Raw genomic sequence first — 19485 nt, forward strand, 5'->3', positions numbered from 1 at the left:
GCTGACGATCGCAGGCAGCTGCGGCGTCGCCGATCGATCGATCGACTTACGTTGTATGCGCTTACGCGCGCAGTCCTCGCATTGGCCGCTGCTGGTGTGACTTCCGCACGCGCATTTGCGTTGCAGAAACAGGCCCGGCGCAGGTGCCACTTGCCTTGCTCTGGAAGCGACCTGACGAGCGCTTGCAATCATCATCGCCTCCTATCGCCCTGACCGGCCGGCGATAGCCCCAACGCATTGCCCGTCGCTGCGGCAACGCGCGCACCGATGGAGATATGCGCCAACGTAGCCTGCGGCAGGTTTTGCACCGGCAGTGATGCGACCGCTCCAATGTGACGCAATACCTCCGGATCGTGCCCGGCGAGCCGTTGCGCCAACTCACGCTCGATCGCCGAACGCACGACCTCGCCACGCTCACCATCCAGCAGCGCAGCATCAAGCACCAATCGTTCGATATGTAGCGCGATGGTCATTGTTTGCCTCCCACCGGTTCCACCCAGCGGAAGTCGGCCTCGTTGATCGGCTTCTCCAACTTGCGCAATTCGCTGCGCGCGGCTTCGAGCACCAGCGGCATGGTGATCTGCCCGCCATTCTTCGCGGCCATGAACGCGGCATTCAGGGCAATGCCCTGGATGCTGCCGCCGGTGAGCGCAAGTTTGGCGAGCCGTTCGATGTCCAGCCCGGCCGTCGCCAGCTTGGATGGAAACGCGTTGCTCCAGATCGCCTGCCGTTGCGGCACACCGGGAAAAGGGAAATTGACGATGAAGCGGATGCGGCGCATGAAGGCGGTGTCGAGCGCGTTCTTCATGTTGGTGGCAAGGACCGCCAGTCCGCGGAAGCTCTCCAGCCGCTGCAGCAGGTAGTTCACTTCGATATTCGCGTAGCGGTCGTGGCTGTCCTTGACCTCGCTGCGGCGGCCGAACAGCGCATCGGCTTCATCGAAGAACAGGATCGCCCCGCCCTCTTCCGCCGCGTCGAACAGTTTGCGCAGGTTCTTTTCGGTTTCGCCGATGTATTTGCTGACCACCGCGGACAGGTCAATACGGTACAGCGACAAGCCTAGTTCATGGGCGATCACTTCCGCCGCCATCGTCTTGCCGGTGCCGCTCTCGCCCGCGAACAACGCGCTGATCGACAGGCCGCGGTTCATCCGGTCGCGGAAACCCCAATCGTCATACACCGTGCTGCGTTGCGCGACCTGGTCAGAGATCTGGCGCAGCAGGGACTTCTCGGTTTCGGGCAGTTTCAGGTCGTCCCAGCCGGCCTTGGGCTCGATGCGTTGCGCCAGCTGGTCCAGCGCCGGCCGCGTACGCGCCAAGGCACCATGCCATAACGCATCTCCCAGCGTGCTGCCATCCGTTCCGGCCGTTGCCAGCGCCGTGCGTGCGACTTGTGCGATCTTGTCCAGATTGAAGTCGAAGTGGCCGGCCAGACGCCGAATGTGCGCTTCGGCGCCGTCGCCCAGCAGGTGTTGCCAGGTCTCGCGCTGCTCTACCGCAGTGGGCTTGCCCACATCGCGGCTCAAGGTGTTGCCGGCGCTGCCGTTCCACGCCTCACGCGTGTCGATGAAGCTGAGGCTGCGTACGCGCGAAAGAAATCGCTTGATGAGATGCGCAGCCGCATCGCCGCCATCGACGTCGTTCGCATCCAGATACAGCGCCGTCGGCATCAGCTTGCTTTCGCGATGCCACAGGCGCAGCAGTGTTTCCTGCTCGGCAACCGCTCCGGGCAGCAATTCGGCAGACAGCCGCAACGCCTGGGTGCCAAACGCAGCCGCGACGGCCTGCGCGATCGCCTGCTTGCTGGCGCTATCGGCGCCGATCAATTGCACCGCTGGCAGCAGCTCGCCGGACGGGACATGCTGCAATTGCTCAACCAGCTGATCGACGACGGCCTGTTGCGAGGCCGGCAATTCCATGTTCGTCAGCGGCGTGAGCAAGGGTGCCAGGCGATCGTCGAGATGGTTCAGACCCTTGACGAAATTCACGATGCGTTCGTCGGCGCTCAAAGCGGCGCTGACCAAAGGCTGCGGCCCCGGCTGATGGATGTCCAGCAAGCGCCAATAACGCAGCGGGCGTTCTGGCGACAGCGCATCCCAGCTTGGTTGATCGAACAGCGAAAGGGCCAGCGCAAAGGTGGGCCATGGCTTGCCGGGATCGTGCTGTGCTTGCGCGCACAGCGCAGGAATGCGCGTATCCAGCTCCATGCCGATACACAACAGCAGCACCTGACGCTCGAAATCAGACAAGCCCAGTCGTTGTGCCAGCAACAGCAAGGCCGGCGGCACCTGGTCTTCGCTGACGGCTGGAGCTGGAGCTGGAGCTGGAGCTGAAGCCGGCGCCGGCGGAGCCGCGGTCGATGGTGGCAGCGGGTTAGCGGTCGCTGATGGCCGAACTTCGGCAACCGGCTTGGCCTGCTGCGCATGCCCGTTGAAGATGAGCGACAGCCAGGACAGCGATTTGCCGTTGCTCGTCGGCGACGGCTTGGACGTGGCAACCATCGCGCTGGGCTTGACGGCATTCTCGGCCGGCGCTGCTGCAGCGCCAGGTTGGGCGGCCAGGCGTTGCAGGCGCTCGCGCAGGTCGGCCAGCGCATTGGCCAGATACTGTTCGTTCGATACCAACCATTGTGCGTAGTCGCTCATGGCACCACCACCTGCTGGTTGGGGTCGAATTTCGGCACGGCGCCGCTGAAATCGACCGGGATGCTGTCGGCACCATCCACCCGCAAGCGTATCGTGTAGGTGTCCGCCGGAACGCCCGGCACCTTGAAGGTGAGCGCGGTCGGCAGATGCGGATCGACCGGATTGCTGATGCTCTGCGGCAGTAGCCATTGGCTGCCGAACAACAGACCGACGCGTTGGCCATCGCGTATGCGAGGCATGCAGGTTAGGTGCAACAGCGTACCCGCTGCCGCGGAGAGCGGGCTCACGCTGATGATGGGTGCCAGCGACAAGGGCAATTCGTTGCTCAGCAACGCCGGCGAGCCTGGCGGCTGCAACAGCAGCGAAAGCGTGTAGATGCCTGGCGCCCAGCGCGACGCCGCATTCGCATCTTCTGCGCTGCCGGCCAGATGGACGTTTAAAGTACCCTGCGTATCGCCGGCAGTGGGTGTCACATCCACCGGCGCATCCAGGCGCAGGCTGGTGAAACGTGCGATAGCATTCGTGGCGGTGAGCTGGCTTCCGGCAAGCACGATGTCATCGCCCAGGCGCACCCCAGCCTGGCTGTGCGGAAAGCGCATGCCGCTCAATACCGGGGCCACCGAGGTTGTGGTCGCCACGCCGCGGTCCTGCGGGCCGCGGGTGAGCACGGGCAGATTGGCGCGCGTCGGTGCGTGACTGTCGATCAGCACCACGGTGGCTTCGTAGGCGGACGAGACACGGTAATTGGTCTGGAAGGCGGTCCATAGCTTGGATATCTCTTCCACGCTCTGCGGCAACGGCGTGAGGCGGACCCGTTCGATCTGGTCGGCAAGATCGTTGTTGAGCAAGGCGCTGCGGATGTCGCTGCGATCGAGCAACGGACGATCGTGCAGGAAGCTCATGGCCGCGGAGAGCACGCGATGGCTTACGGCGTCAGGGTCGGTTTCGCCACGCCCCCAGGCCGTGATCAAGTAATGCAGATTCAATGCAAGAGGCGGTTGCCCGGATTCGCCGGCACGCACACGGCCGGGCATATCCATGTTGCGCCACGCGGCGTTGTAGACGACCTGATAGAGGAAAAGATTCAGCTGCGAGGAGCTGACGCCCTTGCGCGCCATGTCGGGCGGCTGCAGGGTCACCGAAATATCGCTCAGATCGCTGTCCAGCAGCGGTATCTGCGCCTGTAGCAGATTGCGAAGCGTGCAAGTAGCCGCGGCGATGGCGAGCGCGTTGCTCATGCTGGCTTCCCGCCGCGTTGGCGCAGATACTCATCGAGGCTGTTTGGGCGCCCCGTTTCCTGACGCTTCGGCGCGGCCGTACCCTGCGTGGGTGCCGCGCGTACTTCCAAGCGGCCGATGCTTACGTGCACAACCGGCTGTTGCGACGAAGAGGGGCTGTCCATCGACTGGGGCTGCTTCGATGTCACAGCGCGTGGTACGGGCACCGATGGTGGCGTGGCAAAGATCGGCCGCCCAGGGGGCAGCAACACGCCTGTTTCGCTGTACTGGACCGATTCGTCGCTCGACGCGGCAAACACCTGAGGCTTGCGTAGCGCGGACAAGGACGAAGCAGAATCCGATTCCCGATGTCGCGGCTCCCGCACGGCAGCAGTCTCGTGGCGGACCAGGCTGGATGAGCCATCGTGATCGGCCGTAGTGATACGGGCCGGCTTGACCGCGACCTCCGGTACGGCGGCTTCCCGCGTCGGTGTTTCGACTTTCGATGCAGGCCTTTCCAAGGCAGCTTCTGCTTGAGCCGTGGCAAGAGCAGGCTGGGTTGCCGTAACGATGGGGCGAGGTGACACAGGCGTCGGCGTCGCCTCCAAAGCAACTTCGTTATGAGAGCCCACAGAAACCGGCTGCATTGCCGTGGCGGCGGGGCGAAGAGACACCGGTGTTTGCGTCATTTCCTGGGGCCACAGGATGTCGGCGTTCGATCGCCCTTCTCGTGGCGACGAAACCGGTAGCTCATCCTGCTCCCGGCCACCTGATGAAGGCCGCACTGGTTCGAACAGCGAAGGCAGCCTCGGCGACAGCATCGCTTCGCCGCCCATCGCGCGTACAGCCACCCGGTCGAGAAAGTCGCTCACGATACGCATTGCTCCAGGTAGGCCTGGCGACGACGCGGTGTCATGGCGAGGATCTCCGCTTCGCTCCAGTGATAGTTGCGGGCCAGGGTGTCCACGTCGCGCAACAGCCGCAGCGCCCAGGCATGCAGCTGCTGCCAGAGAAAACGGCCAATGTCGAACAGCGGCGACCAGTTGTGCGCACAATCGGGGCAGCTGAGCACGAGCTGCAGATCGGCCTGTGGATCTGCCTCGGCCATGGCTTCGGCCAGCGTGGCCTGGGCGCTGCCCGACAAGCTGTCGACCGGCGCCATGACGCCATCCTTGCTGAGCTCGATCACGCAGCGCTGAAGCAGCTGGCGGCGTGCATCGGCAGCATCGGTACAGAACTGCAGGGCAAGCAGATCGCTGACGTCAACGGCGCGAAAGCGAATCTGCACCGACTCGCCGGGTATGAAAAGCTCCTGTATGCCGACGTTGCTGGTCTGCGCAACCCGCAAGGCATCAGCATCGAAGCCGATTTCGACCCGCGCGTGGCAGGCCGGGCATTGCGCCACCCCGTCGAGCTGGCGACCGAACAGGCGCGCATACAGCTGCAGCAGCAAGGCGTCCCGACGACCCAACGGCAACTGCGCGAGCACGTCGTCATCCGGCTCATCGCTGCATAGACGCAGCAACACAAGACTGCGCGCGGCAGCACCGTAGTCGCCACCGCGTTCCCATGCCTGCAACAAGTCGCTGGCCGCGGGCGTGCGCATCGATCAACCTGCCGGGACCGTGTAGCTGGGCTCGGTGGGCTCCTGCACGCTGGTATCGCGTTCCCAACCCTCGTTCTCCAGCTTCAGATGCTGAAGCGCCACGGCGTTGGCATTGGCGTCCAGGTCCGGCAGCGCCTGGTATTCCGACACCCAGCAACGGTAAAGCCGGTAGGCGAGCGCAAGCTGGCCGGCCTCGTTGTACACCTCGAGGATCAGGTCCTTGCGAAAATCCTTCAGCGACGCTTCGGCACCCAGACCCGCGCCGTAGTGCCAGACCTTGTTTGCCCACTTCTCGAACTCGGTATCGTGCGTGACGCCGCGTTCGATGGTGATCGCCTCGAATTCGCTGCGGCCCGGCGATTTGCGGCTGCTGCTGGGATCACCGCCTTCGCGATGCTTGACCACTTCGGTGGTGCGCTTGAGTCCCGACACCTTGCTGATGCCCGCCACGTAACGGCCATCCCATTTCAGGCGGAACTTGAAGTTCTTGTAGGGATCGAAACGCTGCGCATTGACGCTGAACTGAGCCATGTCGAAAGTCCTCAAGTCTGGATCTGGCCGGCCATCTGCTGCAGCTTGATGACCACGAATTCGGCTGGCTTCAGGGGCGCGAAGCCGACCACGATGTTGACGATGCCCAGGTTGATGTCGTTCTGCGTGGTGGTTTCACCGTCGCATTTGACGAAATAGGCGTCCGTCGGCGACTTGCCCTGGAAGGCGCCCTGGCGGAACAGGTTCTGCATGAAGGCGCCGATGTTGAGGCGGATCTGCGCCCACAGCGGTTCGTCGTTGGGCTCGAACACCACCCATTGCGTGCCGCGGAACAGGCTTTCCTCGATGTACAGCGCGAGGCGGCGCACAGGCACATATTTGTAGTCGTCGGCCAGCAGATCGGCGCCGCGCAGCGTGCGCGCACCCCACACGACCGGCCCGACCGCCGGAAAGCTGCGCAGACAATTCACGCCCAGGGGATTGAGCGTGCCGTTCTCTTCGTTGGTCAACACCGTGGCAAGCCCTTGCACGCCGTTCAACGCCGCATCCAGGCCGGCCGGCGCTTTCCACACGCCGCGTTGGGCATCGGTGCGCGCCATGATGCCGGCGACGACACCGCAAGGCACGAAAGTGTCAAGCTGTCCCTGCCGCGCCGGATCCGATTCGATCACGCGTGGGAAGAACAACGCTGCGTTGCGCGCGGCGACGCCATTCAGCCCCAGCGCGGTAAGCGCGGCATCGTTCCCTGCTGTGATGCTGCCGGCGCTGGTCCAGCCCGAAGGAGGATCGACGATCAACATGGCGCGCCGATCCACGCAGAACGCCATCGCAGCTTGATAAACCGGCGCGCTCGTATCGCCGCCGCGCAGGTCGGCGGGGATGCACAGCAGATTGAACAGATCCACTTTCTTCAACGAATACATGCCGGTCTTCGCGACGGCGTCGCCTTCGTAGGTGGCGTCATCGAGCGGATCGCTGTCCTTGGCCTGGGTGCTCACCGAGGTCGTGCCCGCGGTCGGGGTTGGTGGTGCTGGCGACCAGGTCACACCGGCTGCGACGCGTATCAGCGACGAACTCGCCTTCAGCACCCGGTCAACACGCCGCGGGCTTTCTTTTACGCTCAGGTTGAGAAAGCTTTCCTGCGTACCGCTGACCAGGTCGCGCACCGTGATGTTGAAGAGATCAGTCGCGGCCAGACCATACAGGGCCGCGACGTCAGCCGACACGTTTGTATCGATAACCACCTGCAACTGGTTGGCCCAGGTACCGGCAGACGCTGCTTCCAACGGCAGGTTGGCGACTGCAATCTGCGCCTTGGCAGTGGCCGCCGCGCCCTTGTAAAGGCGCACGATGACGGCTTGTCCACCGCCATTGAGGTAGAAATCGCGTACGGCGTAGCCCATCGGATAGGCCGGATCGAGCGCACCGAAATATCGCTCGTAGTCGCCGTAGCTGTTGATGATCACCGGACCGTCCGGATCGCTGCCCAAGGATCCCTTCGCGGCGCGGCCGATGAAAGCGGTGATCGACGTTGCCACACCGGTGATGGTGCGAACGCCGCTTGGAATTTCCTCGAGATAGACGCCTGGATAACTCAGGGTGGCTGGCATGTTGGTTTCCTCGGAAGTGACTAAAGCTTCGGCAATCAATGCGGTGACGCGTCGCCGCCGTGATTCAAGGCATACAGCACGGCGCCGTCAGGCAATCGGTAACTGCACAGCTCGCCACCTTGGACCAGATGCTCGAGTACGCGCTTGATGCGCTCGTGCTCGATTTCGTAGCGCTGCTGCGGCAACCACCAGCTAACGATCCCCTCCAGCGTGTCGGCGGCATGCGGATGACCGTGCAAATAGCCGAGCACGGATTGCTCGACCTCCCGCTCGCCTTTTTTGTTTCCGCGGGACAGACGGCTCATGCTTGGCCTCCACGTTTCCCGGTGATCCAGGCAACATGCGTGCCATCGAAAAAACGGGGACATATCGCGGATATTGCTCCATCGGCGTCGCCAGGCGGGTCGTGCTTGACCCGGTTTTTCGGCGCGAGCGGGTGCGCAACGACCCGCTCGCACTCGACTGCTTGAGGCGACAAGCTGAATTCCCGGGCGCGTAGGCTGGGATGACAATCCCAGCACCAGGATGTCGCGTGCAAGCTGGGATCATCATCCCAGCCTACGAGTTGTATGCGCGTGTGGCGGAGCGTGGAATAAATCAGAGCATGCTTAAAGAGGTTGTGGCGACAACCGGAATTCCCGCGTGTCGATACCGTGCTTTTTCAGCAGCTTGCCAAGCTGCCTGCGTTCCATTTCGCACATGCGTGCGGCCGCAGTGACATTACCGCAGCTGCGTTTCATCAAATTCGTCAAGTAGTCGCGTTCGAAAGCCAGCATCACGCGCTCTTTCGCGGCCATGTATGGCAGATTTTCCGGGCTCAGGATTGGCTGCGATGGCAGCGCGCGCATGCCAAGCACATCGCCGACGACGGACGCGTCTATCGTATTGCCTTCGGCGCGGATATAGGCGCGCAACGAAATGTTTTCCAATTCGCGCACATTGCCCGGCCAGTGATAGGCCGCAAGCGCCAGCAAAGCCGAGCAGGACCAATGTTTGCGCGGCCCGCTCAAGCGCTGCCCCACCAAACCGATGAAATGCTCGGCCAGCAGAGGCAAGTCGTCCGCGCGCTCGCGCAACGACGGCAGCCGAATGTGCAGGGCATTGAGCCGATATTGCAGATCGCGGCGAAATTGCCCGGCAGTGACGCGTTCTTCGAGGCAGCTATTGGTAGCGGCGATCACGCGCACATTGGATGAGCGTGTCACATCGCCGCCGACCGGCCGGTATTCGTTGTTCTCAAGCAGGCGCAACAGAGTGACCTGCGCCTTGCCCGACAAGCTATCCACCTCGTCGAGAAACAGCGTGCCGCCCCGCGCTTGATCGATCAGGCCAGCCCGCGCCTGTTTGGCATCGGTATAAGCGCCGCGTTCGTGCCCGAACAGTTCGCTTTCGATAAGGCTGTCCGGCAACGCGCCACAGTTGACCGGCACGAACGAACACCCGCGACGCGCACTTGCGTAATGAATCTCGCGCGCGGCCAACTCCTTGCCGGTGCCCGTCTCCCCTTCCACCAAGATATGCACATCGCAGCTGGCATAGCGCTTCAACTGCTCCATGACCAGCAAAAAAGGCCCGGATTGCCCAAGCATCGCCGACATAAACACCTCCTTGGCCTTAAGCCGACGCGAGAATGTCTCTGCACTCCAACGGTGTGATGTTCCCCAGCCAGATCGTAAGCCCGCCTATATTGAGCATGCGGGCGCGTCCACGCAAGAGGCGGGGCCAGCAGAAGTGGCAGTTGCCCTTTTTCTGTCATCTCGGCGCAAGCCGGACGATGATCAAGGCACATCATCAGGTCGCAAGCAGATTGCGAAAAAACGCGCACCGTCCGCGACGAAGCAGCCTCGACGCCATCTTTTCAGCCGCCCACGGCGCTGCGCGCAATAAGCTGCCTTGACGATTGTAGTCACGTACAGCATCGTGCCCAGGCTGCCCAAGCAGACTCCTTCGACTTGACGCTGACACGATTTAAATCTGCTCTCTTGCCTCAACGTGTAGACTGGGATGGCAATCCCAGCATAAGGATGCTGTGTGGAAAGCTGGGATTGTCATCCCAGCCTACGCGCTGCACAGCCTGAATCACCCTGCTTTGCGATAGCGCTCCGCCGGATGCACCCCCGAGAAGTGCACCAGCATGGCTTTTCTCGCCGCATCGTAGGCATCCCACTGTTCGGTGTCGGGCAGCAACGGAAGCGTGATGGCTTCACGACGATCGAAACCAACCAGCGCCGCGTCCACCAATTCGTCGACCGACATCATCGGCGGCAACTCGTCGACGTTCCGGCCGGAGCGGTCCCAGATCTCGGTAGCCGTGGCGGCCGGAAGCACAGCTTGGACATACACGCCGCCAGGCCCCAGCTCGCGCTGCAGCGTCTGAGACAACATCAGCACGAAAGCCTTGGTTGCACCATACAAAGGACTGCCAATTTCATGCGCTATGCCAAGCACCGAGCCGATGTTGACGATCGCCCCGCCCTGCTCGCGTACAAAGCGCGACGCGGCCGCCGACGCGAGCCGCGCAACTGCCGTGACGTTCAGATCGACCAGCGCGGAGATCGTGTCGGGCGGCAAGTCGCCGAACGCGCCCGCCTTGGAGGCCCCGGCGTTGTTGATCAGTATGCCGATGCGGCTGTCATCGCGAAGCCTGGCTTCGACCTGCGCCAACTGCGTGCGATCGACCAGATCCGCCCGCAAAATGTCGATGGCAACGCCGTGTTCGGCGCGCAGGCGCTCAGCCAGTTGCTCCATTCGGCTCTGATCGCGCGCAACCAGCACCAGGTCGTGCCCGCGCCTGGCAAAGCGGTCGGCATAGGTGGCGCCGATGCCGCTTGAGGCACCCGTGATCAGCACTGAGGGTTGAGTGGACATGGAGGGACTCCTGGATCGGGATTTAGGGATGCCGGCCGCTGACGCGGGAAACTGCTAAGGGGTGGCTGGCCGGATGCGAAGGAAAATTAGCCCCTTCCAGGTCCGCTCACTAGCCGGTAAATTCGGTAGGCACCCTTCCCTAGGTGAGAGGCCGTGGACCGACTCGAAGCCATGCGGATCCTGCTCACGGCGGTAGACACGGGCAGCCTTTCCGCGGCCAGTCGTCAACTGCGTATTCCGCTGGCCACCGTCAGCCGTCGTGTAGCGGAGCTGGAAGAACACCTGCGTGTCCGCCTGGTGCTGCGAGGTACGCGAAAACTCACCTTGACCGAAACGGGCCGCGATTACGTCGCCTCGTGTCGGCGCATCCTGGAAGACCTGGTGGAGGCCGAGCGCACGGCAGCCGGCGAGTATCGGCAGCCGCAGGGAGAGCTGGTCATCAGTGCACCGCAGGCCATTGGTCGCTATCACGTGGTCCCCGTGCTGGTCGAATTTCTGCAGGCCTACCCAAAGATTCATGCCCGCATCCAGTTGAGTGATCGCGTCGTCAACCTGCTTGAGGAACATGTCGATGTCGCCGTACGCCTGGGCGAGCTTCCGGATAGCGACATCATCGCCACCCGCATCGCACTCATCGGCCGCGTGCTTTGCGCCAGCCCCGCCTATCTCGCATCGCACGGCGCCCCCAAGGAGCCGAACGATCTTGTTGCACACGAATGCATTACCTATGAGGGTTACACCGCCGCAGACCGATGGGAGTTTCGCTTTGGCCGGACCCATCAGCTCGTGCAGGTGTCGTCGCGCCTCATCGTGAATTCGGCAGAGGCCGCCGTCGTTGCCGCTGTCGCCGGTGCCGGCATTGCTCGTGTTCTATCGCATCAAGTGGCCGAAGCATTGAAATCGGGGGCGCTGGTACAGCTGCTGCAAGCATTCGAACCCGCGCCCATGCCAGCCAGTCTCGTGTATCCGAATCAGCCGCATGCGCCGTTGAAACTGCGTGCATTCCTGGACTTTGCGACGCCGCGGCTTCGGCAGCGCCTCGGCTATGAAAACCCGCCGGGCGCCTAGCCGATCGCGGCCTCATTCGCGCTGTGTGAAGCGGAGGAGATGGGTGCGCAGAGCCACGATCTCCTTTTGCAGCCTGGAGAAATCCCTGGGCGACTGCGCACATGCTTCATCGAGATTCACGCCCAGCGCGCGTTCGCGAAGGAACGGAAGATGGATATCGCCCGATCCCATGATCTTCCGGCTGGCTCGAGCGCCCTCCCTCTCCCTTGGCCGGACAGGGAGGGGGCGCTTTGGGCTCAGTCGACGTTCACCCGGCCCATGGGGATCCGAAGAATCCAGGCAGCGTGGCCACTGCTTAAGCTTTGCATCACATTAATAGTGTAAAATCGCCGTCTTTTGCCTGTATCCATGACGCAAACCACTCGACGGACGATGGTCCGTGGCCCGACCTTCATTCGCCTGCTTGCTCGCTTGACGGAAGTGGCTGATGTTCCTGCGCCCAGCCAGTCATTGTCATGCCGGCTGAGTGATTGGCTGGACTGGAGCCAAGCGGTTGCGCTGTCCACGGCACTGGACGGCAAGCCGTCCCTGGAGGATTCCGGCGCCCCTCTCCCTGGCGGCACTGAAGAAGACGCGTGTGCCCGCGTGCGCATGGCGTTGACCCAAACCATTGTCGGCGACCAGGCATTGACCGTCTTGAAGACGCGGGGCCATGGCAAGACGATCGCCGAAGAAAGACAACTGAATCCATCTCTCGACTACACGGTCTTTCGTCAGCACTACCTCACCATGCAGCGGCGCATGCAAACGGCCGTCGGCAACTTGCGAAGCCAGCTTCGGGGCGTGCTTGCGCAGAAATCGGCGGACATGGCCCACCTCGCGCAAGTGGACGCCGCCATGGAGGTGGCGTTGAGCCCGCGCGAGCAGAAACTGATGGCCTCGGTACCCGCTTTGCTTGGCAAACACTTCGAACGTCTGCGCCAGCACAGGCAGGATTCGCGCACCGCGCCGGACGCGTGGCTGAACCTATTTCGCAAGGACATGCAGAGCCTGTTGCTCGCCGAACTGGATGTTCGTTTTCAACCGGTCGATGGCCTGCTTGCAGCGCTTCGCGCTCGCTGAATCGGATTTATGCTTAGAAATCTTGCTTTTTACGCTGTGTTCCTCGCTGGCCTTGCTGCCGTATGCTGGATCGGGGCGGGTCATGTCGGCTCCAATCCGCTGGGGGCCGCGGTCGCGATGCTCATCGGCGCGTGTTATCTCGTCGGCGGATTTGAGCTGCATCGCAGCCGGCAGGCCACCGCCATGCTGGAGCACGCCGTTTCCGGACTGACCGTGTCGCCGCTCAGCCTGAACGAATGGCTCGACCGCCTGCCCCCTCGCCTGCGCACAGCGGTACGCCTGCGTGTCGAGGGGGAGCGCTCGGCTTTGCCCGGCCCGGCCCTGACGCCGTATCTGGTCGGCTTGCTGGTGCTGCTGGGCATGCTCGGCACGCTACTCGGCATGATGACGACGCTCAGGGGCACCGGCCTGGCGCTGGAGAGCGCGACGGATCTGCAGGCCATTCGCGGATCGCTCGCCGCACCGATCAAGGGCCTGGGGTTTGCATTCGGCACCTCCATGGCCGGCGTTGCCAGCTCGGCGATGCTCGGCCTGCTTTCGGCCCTGACCAGGCGCGAGCGGCTCCACGCGGTGCTACGGCTGGACACCAAAATCGCCACCACCCTGCGCGTCTATTCGCCGGCCTATCAGCGTGAGGAAACGTTCAAGTTGCTGCAGCAGCAGACCGAGCTGCTGCCTGCCCTCGTCCATCAATGGCAGGCGATGATGGCGGCCATGGAGCGGCAAAGTATTGCCGCGAGCGAGCGGCAGCTTGCCAGCCAGGACAGCTTTCATGCCAGGACCGAGGCGGCTTATCTACGCCTTGCCTCCTCCGTCGAACAATCGTTGCGCCAGAGCGCCGCCGAAAGCGGCCATGCCGTCAGCGCCGCGCTGCAACCGGCCGTGGAAGCCACCATGGCCGGCCTGGTGCGCGAAACAGCTTCCCTGCGCGACACCGTTACGCACGCGGTACAGCTTCAATTGGGCCAGCTATCCGCCGGCTTTGAGAAAACGGCTGCGACCGTGGCGGAAACGTGGGACGAGGCACTGACCCAACACCGACAATCCAATGCGGCGCTTGTGCAAGATCTGCGCATGTCGCAGACGCAGTTGACCGAAACCTTCGATCGCCGCTCGCTCGACTTGCTGGAAGGCATTGCCACGCGCCTCGACCTGACCGTTAACCATCTGTCGGACGGCTGGAACAACGCATTGTCGCAGCAACAGACAGTCCATGCCGATCTGACCACTCGCCATGAGCACGCATTGGCCTCAGCCGCCGTAACCTTCAAGGAGCACGCGACGTCGCTGGTCCAAGTCGTGCATCAGTCGCATACGGATTTGCAGAGCACACTGGAATCGCGTGACCAGCTGCGCCTAACTGCCTGGACAGAAACCTTCTCTACGATGACCACGGCATTGAGCCAACGTTGGGAGCAGCAGGATGAGCACTCCGCGCAGCGGCAAGTTGCGGTTTGCGACTCGCTTGCCCAGACCATGCGCGACGTATCGGCGCAAATGCAGGCACATACCGGCGACACCATCTCGGAAGTCTTCCGTCTGGTGCAGGCTGCGTCGGAAGCACCCAAAGTGGCGGCTGACGTCATCGCCGAACTACGCCGGAGCCTGTCCGACAGCATGGCTCGTGACAACGCCATGCTGGAGGAACGCAACCGCTTGCTGGGCACCCTGGAAACCTTGCTCGATGCCGTCAACCTCGCGTCGAAGGAGCAACGCTCTGCGGTCGACGCGCTGGTGACCACCTCGGCGGATCTGCTGGATCGAGCCAGCACACGCTTTACCGGCCAAATCGAGGCGGAGGTCGGCAAGCTGGAGACAGTGGCTGCCCAGATCGCCGGCGGCGCCGTTGAAGTGGCGAGCCTGGGTGAGGCATTCGGCACGGCCGTCCAGCTATTTGGCCAGTCGAACCAGGCCTTGATGGATCAGTTGCAGCACATCGCCGATGCACTGGATCAGTCGCTATCGCGCAGTGACGAACAGCTCGCGTATTACGTGGCGCAAGCCAAGGAAGTGATCGACCTGAGCATGCTTTCGCAAAAGCAGATCATCGAGGACCTGCAGCGCATGGCTCGCCAACCGGCGTCGGCCGGAGTTGAAAGCGCATGAACGACGACTGGGAAGCCGACGAGGTATCGGCGGCGCCGATCTGGGCCGCCTTCGGTGACCTGATGTCGGTGCTGCTGGGCGTGTTCGTACTGATCCTGGTGGGCGTGATCGGCGTGCAACTGCAACTGTCCCATCGCTTGGACGACGAGATCAGACAGCGGCAAGCCGAGGCACAGCGCAGCAAGGCCCTGGAGCAGGCGCTGGCAGCTCCATTGGCCGCAGGCCGCGTCACTCTGGTCAATGGACGCATCGGCATCAGCGGCAACGTGCTGTTCGCGCTCAACTCCGATCAACTGCAGCCCGAGGGCCGCGAGCTGTTGAAGAGCCTGGCCGGCCCGCTATCGAACTACCTCAAGGCACGCGGCGGCCAGCTGATGGTGAGCGGCTTCACCGATGATCAGCAAGTCCGCGATGACAATCGTCGGTTCGCCGATAACTGGGAGCTCTCGGCGGAGCGCGCGCTGACCGTGACCCGCACCCTGGTTGCCGAAGGCATCCCCGCCTCCTCGGTATTCGCCGCCGCGTTCGGCTCGGAACAGCCAGTCGCCCCGAACAGCAATGACGAAGGACGAGCCAGGAACCGGCGCGTGGAAATCGCCCCCCTGCCGGGCCCGCCATCGGCGACAGCCACTACTCATGAGCCATAGCAGGACTCACGCCAGAGTGACGCTTGACGCGTGGCGCAAGCAGCGCGCCGATCGCATGAATCCGGTTCGCTTTCAATTCATCGAGGCAATGGAGCGACGCGCGGCCAGTCATACGGGGGAAGTGCGCCGGCTGCTGGACGACAAGCTGTCCGAACTGCTTGACGCCTATGCCAGTGATCTCGAAAAAGCGGCCGATAACGCAACAGCGCCATGCCCACCCGAGCGCGGAGCGCTCGGCGTGCTGATCGATCACATCGCCAGCCATGCGGCAGCGCGCAGCAACGAGCTGGCAGCGAAAGGCGTGCCGCTCTATCGCCACGACTTTCCAAGCTTGGGCATGCTCGACGAGTTCAGGAAAATCTGGTCCCAGGTGCGCGCTCAAAGCCAGTTGCTGCAGTCACTGGAGCCGGTGCCCGCGCATGCGGGCCCCCTCAACTCAAGCGCCCTCGTCCATCGCTCGATCACGCTGATGCGCGAATGGTCACCCGAGTATCTGCAGCACTTTTTGTCCTACGTTGATGATTTGTCCTGGATGGCGCAGATGAATGCCTACGGGGTCTCGGCAGTCCCAGCCAAAGACGCGCCTCCCAACAGGAGTGCCAGAAAGCGCGCAGCGGATAAATGATGGGCGTGATCTCAGCCATTGAGATTGACTGAGAGCAGGTTGACGCCATTTCAAAGCGAGTCGTCATTCCGACAGATGCCGGTATTGTCAGTAGCTCCAAGTGGCTCACTCGTCATGGTTCAAGTCGGGGAGAAGATGTGCATACTGGCTGGAATCTTGGATGGTCAAGGCCGCTTGCAGGAGACATGACCAGGTGGGTACAGCACAGTTGCCATCGACAGCAGAACGCACCAACGGAGCATCCATCCGGATCGGCGCTCTCGTCCCCCTGAGCCGGCCAGGCTGGGTCGAGGCAGGCCAGCACTTGCTTGCCGGACTCGAACTGGCGGTTCGCGAAGTCAATGACAACGGCGGAATTCTAGGCAAACCACTCGAACTGATCGTCCGCGACACCGCAGCTGATCCACAGCGCGCCACGGCTGCCGTGGATGAATTGGCTGGCCTGGGCGTGGCCGCACTAGCGGGGGAATATCACAGCGTCGCCGCCCGCGCAGCAGCTGCCCGAGCCGATGCTCTAGGCCTGCCCTTCCTTTGCTCATCAGCGGTACTCGACGCACTCACCGAACAGCCAACCGATTGGGTCGCGCGCCTCGCTCCGGCACAATCCTACGGCTGGAAGATCTACGCGGACTTCCTCCTCAACGCAGGCCACCGTCGAATCGCCGTGGCCATCCAGCCGAGCGTCTACTGGGCCTCCGGCACGCGCATTCTGCGGGACTACCTTGCGCCACGCGGCGGCACTGTCCTCGAGCTCGACATGGGTGCGCATGCACCCACGGCGGTATGCGACCAGTTGGTCGAAAATCGCGCCACCGCCCTCCTCCTGCTGGTCGGCTACCCCGAACCAGCAGCATCGATCGTCAGATCGGTCCGCCGCGACCAGCGTCTCGCCGGGCTATTGATTGGCGCTCCAGCGGGGCAACCGGAATTCGCCGAGTGGCTTACGTTGCTGGGTGACGACGGCAACTCCATCCCGTTCCTGCGCTACCTGCCCGAGCGCTTCAGCTCGCTCGGCGTACGCGTCGAGGCTGCCCTGCGTGAGCAACTGACCGAAGCGCCCTCCTTCCTTGCGTTCGAGGGCTACGACACGCTCACTGTTCTCGCCGAAGTGCTGCGCTCTCACGGTGTGGATAAGGAGCGCAAAGTCGAATACTGGTCGCGTGTCGCGGTCGAAGGCACCCGCGGGAAGATCCAGTTCTCCCGCACGCCAGGCATAAGCGTGTGGCAATGGACTTGGCCGCCGGTCCAGGTTGTTGACCGTGATCCGAATGAACCCGATCGCTTTCGAATCCTGCACGCCGGTTGAGCGCGTTGGGTGCTTCGCACGACGTGTTCAAACTGGATTGACCGGCTACTTTGCGTCGTTTTGCGCTCGCCCGAAAACCATGCTACCCGTCAGATAAGCATCCGCTCATCCTCAGATGATTCGCTCGGCATCGACGAGTCGTAGTGTTGGACGGTTTCCGGGTGAGTCAGCAAGTAGCGGTCGTCTTCGGGGAAATAGCGAGCGCGCGAAATGTCTTCGCCCGCGAAAGCCTTGATCGAGGCTTCGTCTTTCCACCAGCTGAGCGTGACGATTTCCGATCGCTGCGCATCGAGATCCCGCACCGCGATCACTGCCGCCAGATTTCCTTCCGTGCCCCGGTACTCCGCCAGCCCCGTCGCGGTGACGTACTCCACATATTCGTCTTTCAATTCGCGTCGAATTTCCGCGCGCCACTCTCTCAGGATAGCCATACGCCCTCCGCTAGTGGATTGTTCAATAAGGCGTTTTTCCTAAAAGCCAAGCACTCCAAACCCCGATTTTCAAGGAACTCAGCCTCGGCTGGATATATCTTGACAATCAAGATACTTGATCATAGAGTTACTCCAAGGCCGCTGGAGTACCACTTCCCTTGAACACCTCAAGCAAATCGCCCCAACGCCGAACCAAGCCTAGTCGCAACACCCACGACGACCGTGTCGGCCGGGTTGACGTTTTGATCCGCGAGATGGCCGCCCAAACGGTCGTGACCAGCCAGATCGTGGCCAGTCACTTCGGTCTGCATACCACCGACCTACGCGTGCTGGACATCATCTACATGCGTGGAAAGGTACTTGCCGGCGAGTTGGTGAAAGCCACCGGACTCACCTCCGGTTCGGTCACGGCGCTGGTCGACCGATTGGTCAAGGCAGGCTATGTCGAGCGCCGCGACGACGCCGCGGACCGCCGCAAAGTCTGGGTATGCAGTCGCCATGACGCCATTGAGCCGATCAAGGAGATGTTCATGCCCAGCCAGGTTCGCATGTACGAGTTGTGGCGCACGTTCACGGCGGAAGAGCTCGAAACGATTGCGTCTTTCCTGGAACGCACCACGGCACTCGCCGCCGAGTGTGCGGAGGAAATGCGGCGAGAAAGTAAATCGACAGGCACAAAACACCCTCATAAACCCCACCCTCATAAACCCAAGGAGAAAGCATCATGACTTCGCTCCACACCACCAGGCAGCCCGGTACCGCACCGAATTCAACCTCCACCGCCATGCGCCGAGTGGGCTACGGCTTGAGCACATTCGCCGTGCTGTTCCTGCTGCTGGATGCCGGCATGAAAGTGATGGCCCTGCCCGTCGTGCTACAAGCCAGTGCACAGCTCGGATACCCTGCCACTGCCGGCTTCGCGCATCTGCTGGCAGCGATGATGCTTGCAAGCACCTTGCTCTACGTCATTCCCCGCACATCCGTATTAGGAGCTGTGCTGCTCACCGCTTATCTGGGCGGGGCGGTCGCAAGCCATCTCCGGGTCGGCGACCCTGTCGCTACGCACGATTTGTTCGGCGTCTATCTCGCGATCTTTATCTGGGGTGGCCTGTATCTGCGCAACTCAAACCTGCGCGCCGTGTTTCCCTGGTGCCGGTAAACGATTCATCAAGCTCCACCTCATCCCGCAAGGGTTCAAACGACACGCTTTCCAAACGGAGGTAAGTATCATGTTCAGCATCCTAGGTATGGTTGGGCTCGTACTCGTCGCGGCAGTGGCGTGCCTTCTGATTTACGCGGCCACGCGCCCGGATGAATTCCGCATTGCCCGCTCGGCAACGATCGATGCCCCCGCCGAGACGATTTACCCCCTGATCAACGACCTTCGCCGCTTCAACGAATGGAATCCCTTCGCCAAAGGCGACCCCTCGCTCAAGGTGACCTATGGAGCCTCCTCAGAGGGACGCAGCGGGAGTTACGATTGGGATAGCACCGGCCGAGCCGGCAAAGGCCGCATGCAAATCACCGACACCGTGCCCGCCAGTCGCGTCACCATGAGCCTTCAATTCGACAAGCCCATGAAGGCGACCAACACCGTCCACTTCACTTTGCAACCGCAAGGCGCCGCGACCGAAGTTTCCTGGGAAATGACCGGCGCCTCGAACTTCATGCAAAAGCTGTTCGGCGTGTGCTTCAACATGGACAAGATGGTGGGTGGTGAATTCGACAAGGGACTGACCAGCTTGAAAGCGCAGGCGGAAGCGGCGGGCGCGAAAGGCACGGTATAGAAATCTAGTCAATGGA

Annotated in this window: 20 protein-coding genes; 9 read left to right on the top strand and 11 right to left on the bottom strand. The window is 62.4% G+C overall.

Going from position 1 to position 19485, the window contains the following annotated elements; genetic code table 11:
* Nucleotides 1-191: 191 nt before the first annotated feature.
* The 10 genes from EKH80_RS03785 to EKH80_RS03830 all read right to left on the bottom strand — a co-directional run bounded on the left by EKH80_RS03785 (nt 192) and on the right by EKH80_RS03830 (nt 10437).
* The gene (locus EKH80_RS03785) at nt 192-473 is read right to left on the bottom strand and encodes a hypothetical protein (protein WP_126683389.1); all 282 of its coding nucleotides are present in this window, start codon (nt 471-473) and stop codon (nt 192-194) included.
* Entirely contained in the window at nt 470-2644 is a 2175-nt protein-coding gene (locus EKH80_RS03790) for an ATP-binding protein (protein WP_126683390.1), read from the bottom strand. The genes EKH80_RS03785 and EKH80_RS03790 overlap by 4 nt, the downstream gene beginning before the upstream one ends.
* Nucleotides 2641-3882, bottom strand: a complete 1242-nt coding sequence (locus tag EKH80_RS03795; protein ID WP_126683391.1) for a Pvc16 family protein — start codon at nt 3880-3882, stop codon at nt 2641-2643. Before EKH80_RS03795 ends, EKH80_RS03790 begins: the two co-directional genes overlap by 4 nt.
* Nucleotides 3879-4733: a hypothetical protein gene (locus EKH80_RS03800; protein ID WP_126683392.1), complete on the bottom strand. Its 855-nt coding sequence runs from the start codon at nt 4731-4733 to the stop codon at nt 3879-3881. Before EKH80_RS03800 ends, EKH80_RS03795 begins: the two co-directional genes overlap by 4 nt.
* On the bottom strand, nt 4730-5467 hold the full coding sequence (locus EKH80_RS03805; protein ID WP_126683393.1) for a T4 family baseplate hub assembly chaperone: 738 nt from the start codon (nt 5465-5467) through the stop codon (nt 4730-4732). The genes EKH80_RS03800 and EKH80_RS03805 overlap by 4 nt, the downstream gene beginning before the upstream one ends.
* A gap of 3 nt (nt 5468-5470) precedes the next feature.
* Nucleotides 5471-5998: a phage tail protein gene (locus tag EKH80_RS03810; RefSeq protein ID WP_126683394.1), complete on the bottom strand. Its 528-nt coding sequence runs from the start codon at nt 5996-5998 to the stop codon at nt 5471-5473.
* Nucleotides 5999-6009: 11 nt separating this feature from the next.
* Nucleotides 6010-7569 carry a phage tail sheath family protein gene (locus EKH80_RS03815; protein WP_126683395.1) on the bottom strand — a complete coding sequence of 520 codons (1560 nt, stop codon included), beginning with the start codon at nt 7567-7569 and terminating at the stop codon, nt 6010-6012.
* Between the two features lie 35 nt (nt 7570-7604).
* Nucleotides 7605-7874 (bottom strand): hypothetical protein, encoded by a 270-nt coding sequence (locus tag EKH80_RS03820; RefSeq protein WP_126683396.1) that lies wholly within the window; start codon nt 7872-7874, stop codon nt 7605-7607.
* A 303-nt stretch (nt 7875-8177) separates the two neighbouring features.
* The gene (locus EKH80_RS03825) at nt 8178-9167 is read right to left on the bottom strand and encodes a sigma 54-interacting transcriptional regulator (protein ID WP_126683397.1); all 990 of its coding nucleotides are present in this window, start codon (nt 9165-9167) and stop codon (nt 8178-8180) included.
* Between the two features lie 481 nt (nt 9168-9648).
* Nucleotides 9649-10437: an SDR family NAD(P)-dependent oxidoreductase gene (locus tag EKH80_RS03830; RefSeq protein ID WP_126683398.1), complete on the bottom strand. Its 789-nt coding sequence runs from the start codon at nt 10435-10437 to the stop codon at nt 9649-9651.
* A gap of 153 nt (nt 10438-10590) precedes the next feature.
* Here EKH80_RS03830 and EKH80_RS03835 point away from each other — a divergent pair, with 153 nt between their 5' ends.
* The 6 genes from EKH80_RS03835 to EKH80_RS03860 all read left to right on the top strand — a co-directional run bounded on the left by EKH80_RS03835 (nt 10591) and on the right by EKH80_RS03860 (nt 17251).
* The gene (locus tag EKH80_RS03835) at nt 10591-11505 is read left to right on the top strand and encodes a LysR substrate-binding domain-containing protein (protein ID WP_126683399.1); all 915 of its coding nucleotides are present in this window, start codon (nt 10591-10593) and stop codon (nt 11503-11505) included.
* Nucleotides 11506-11853: 348 nt separating this feature from the next.
* Nucleotides 11854-12567 carry a DUF3348 domain-containing protein gene (locus EKH80_RS03840; RefSeq protein WP_126683400.1) on the top strand — a complete coding sequence of 238 codons (714 nt, stop codon included), beginning with the start codon at nt 11854-11856 and terminating at the stop codon, nt 12565-12567.
* Nucleotides 12568-12576: 9 nt separating this feature from the next.
* On the top strand, nt 12577-14673 hold the full coding sequence (locus tag EKH80_RS03845; protein ID WP_126683401.1) for a DUF802 domain-containing protein: 2097 nt from the start codon (nt 12577-12579) through the stop codon (nt 14671-14673).
* The gene (locus EKH80_RS03850) at nt 14670-15320 is read left to right on the top strand and encodes an OmpA family protein (RefSeq protein ID WP_126683402.1); all 651 of its coding nucleotides are present in this window, start codon (nt 14670-14672) and stop codon (nt 15318-15320) included. The genes EKH80_RS03845 and EKH80_RS03850 overlap by 4 nt, the downstream gene beginning before the upstream one ends.
* Nucleotides 15232-15945, top strand: a complete 714-nt coding sequence (locus EKH80_RS03855) for a DUF2894 domain-containing protein (RefSeq protein ID WP_230473403.1) — start codon at nt 15232-15234, stop codon at nt 15943-15945. Before EKH80_RS03850 ends, EKH80_RS03855 begins: the two co-directional genes overlap by 89 nt.
* Before the next feature lie 160 nt (nt 15946-16105).
* Entirely contained in the window at nt 16106-17251 is a 1146-nt protein-coding gene (locus EKH80_RS03860; protein WP_126683403.1) for an ABC transporter substrate-binding protein, read from the top strand.
* 89 nt (nt 17252-17340) lie between these two features.
* Here the strand turns inward: EKH80_RS03860 and EKH80_RS03865 are convergent, their stop codons facing one another.
* Nucleotides 17341-17682: a hypothetical protein gene (locus EKH80_RS03865; protein WP_126683404.1), complete on the bottom strand. Its 342-nt coding sequence runs from the start codon at nt 17680-17682 to the stop codon at nt 17341-17343.
* A gap of 158 nt (nt 17683-17840) precedes the next feature.
* Between EKH80_RS03865 and EKH80_RS03870 the strand changes: the two genes are divergently transcribed.
* The 3 genes from EKH80_RS03870 (at nt 17841) to EKH80_RS03880 (ending at nt 19469) form a co-directional block, all read left to right on the top strand.
* Entirely contained in the window at nt 17841-18410 is a 570-nt protein-coding gene (locus EKH80_RS03870; RefSeq protein ID WP_126683405.1) for a MarR family winged helix-turn-helix transcriptional regulator, read from the top strand.
* A complete protein-coding gene (locus tag EKH80_RS03875) occupies nt 18407-18841 on the top strand; it encodes a DoxX family protein (RefSeq protein ID WP_126683406.1) in 435 nt (144 codons plus the stop codon). The genes EKH80_RS03870 and EKH80_RS03875 overlap by 4 nt, the downstream gene beginning before the upstream one ends.
* Nucleotides 18842-18911: 70 nt before the next feature.
* Nucleotides 18912-19469 (top strand): SRPBCC family protein, encoded by a 558-nt coding sequence (locus tag EKH80_RS03880; protein ID WP_230473404.1) that lies wholly within the window; start codon nt 18912-18914, stop codon nt 19467-19469.
* The last annotated feature ends 16 nt before the right edge of the window (nt 19470-19485 follow it).

Origin of the sequence: Dyella choica (assembly GCF_003977665.1) — a bacterium.
GTDB lineage: Bacteria > Pseudomonadota > Gammaproteobacteria > Xanthomonadales > Rhodanobacteraceae > Dyella_B > Dyella_B choica.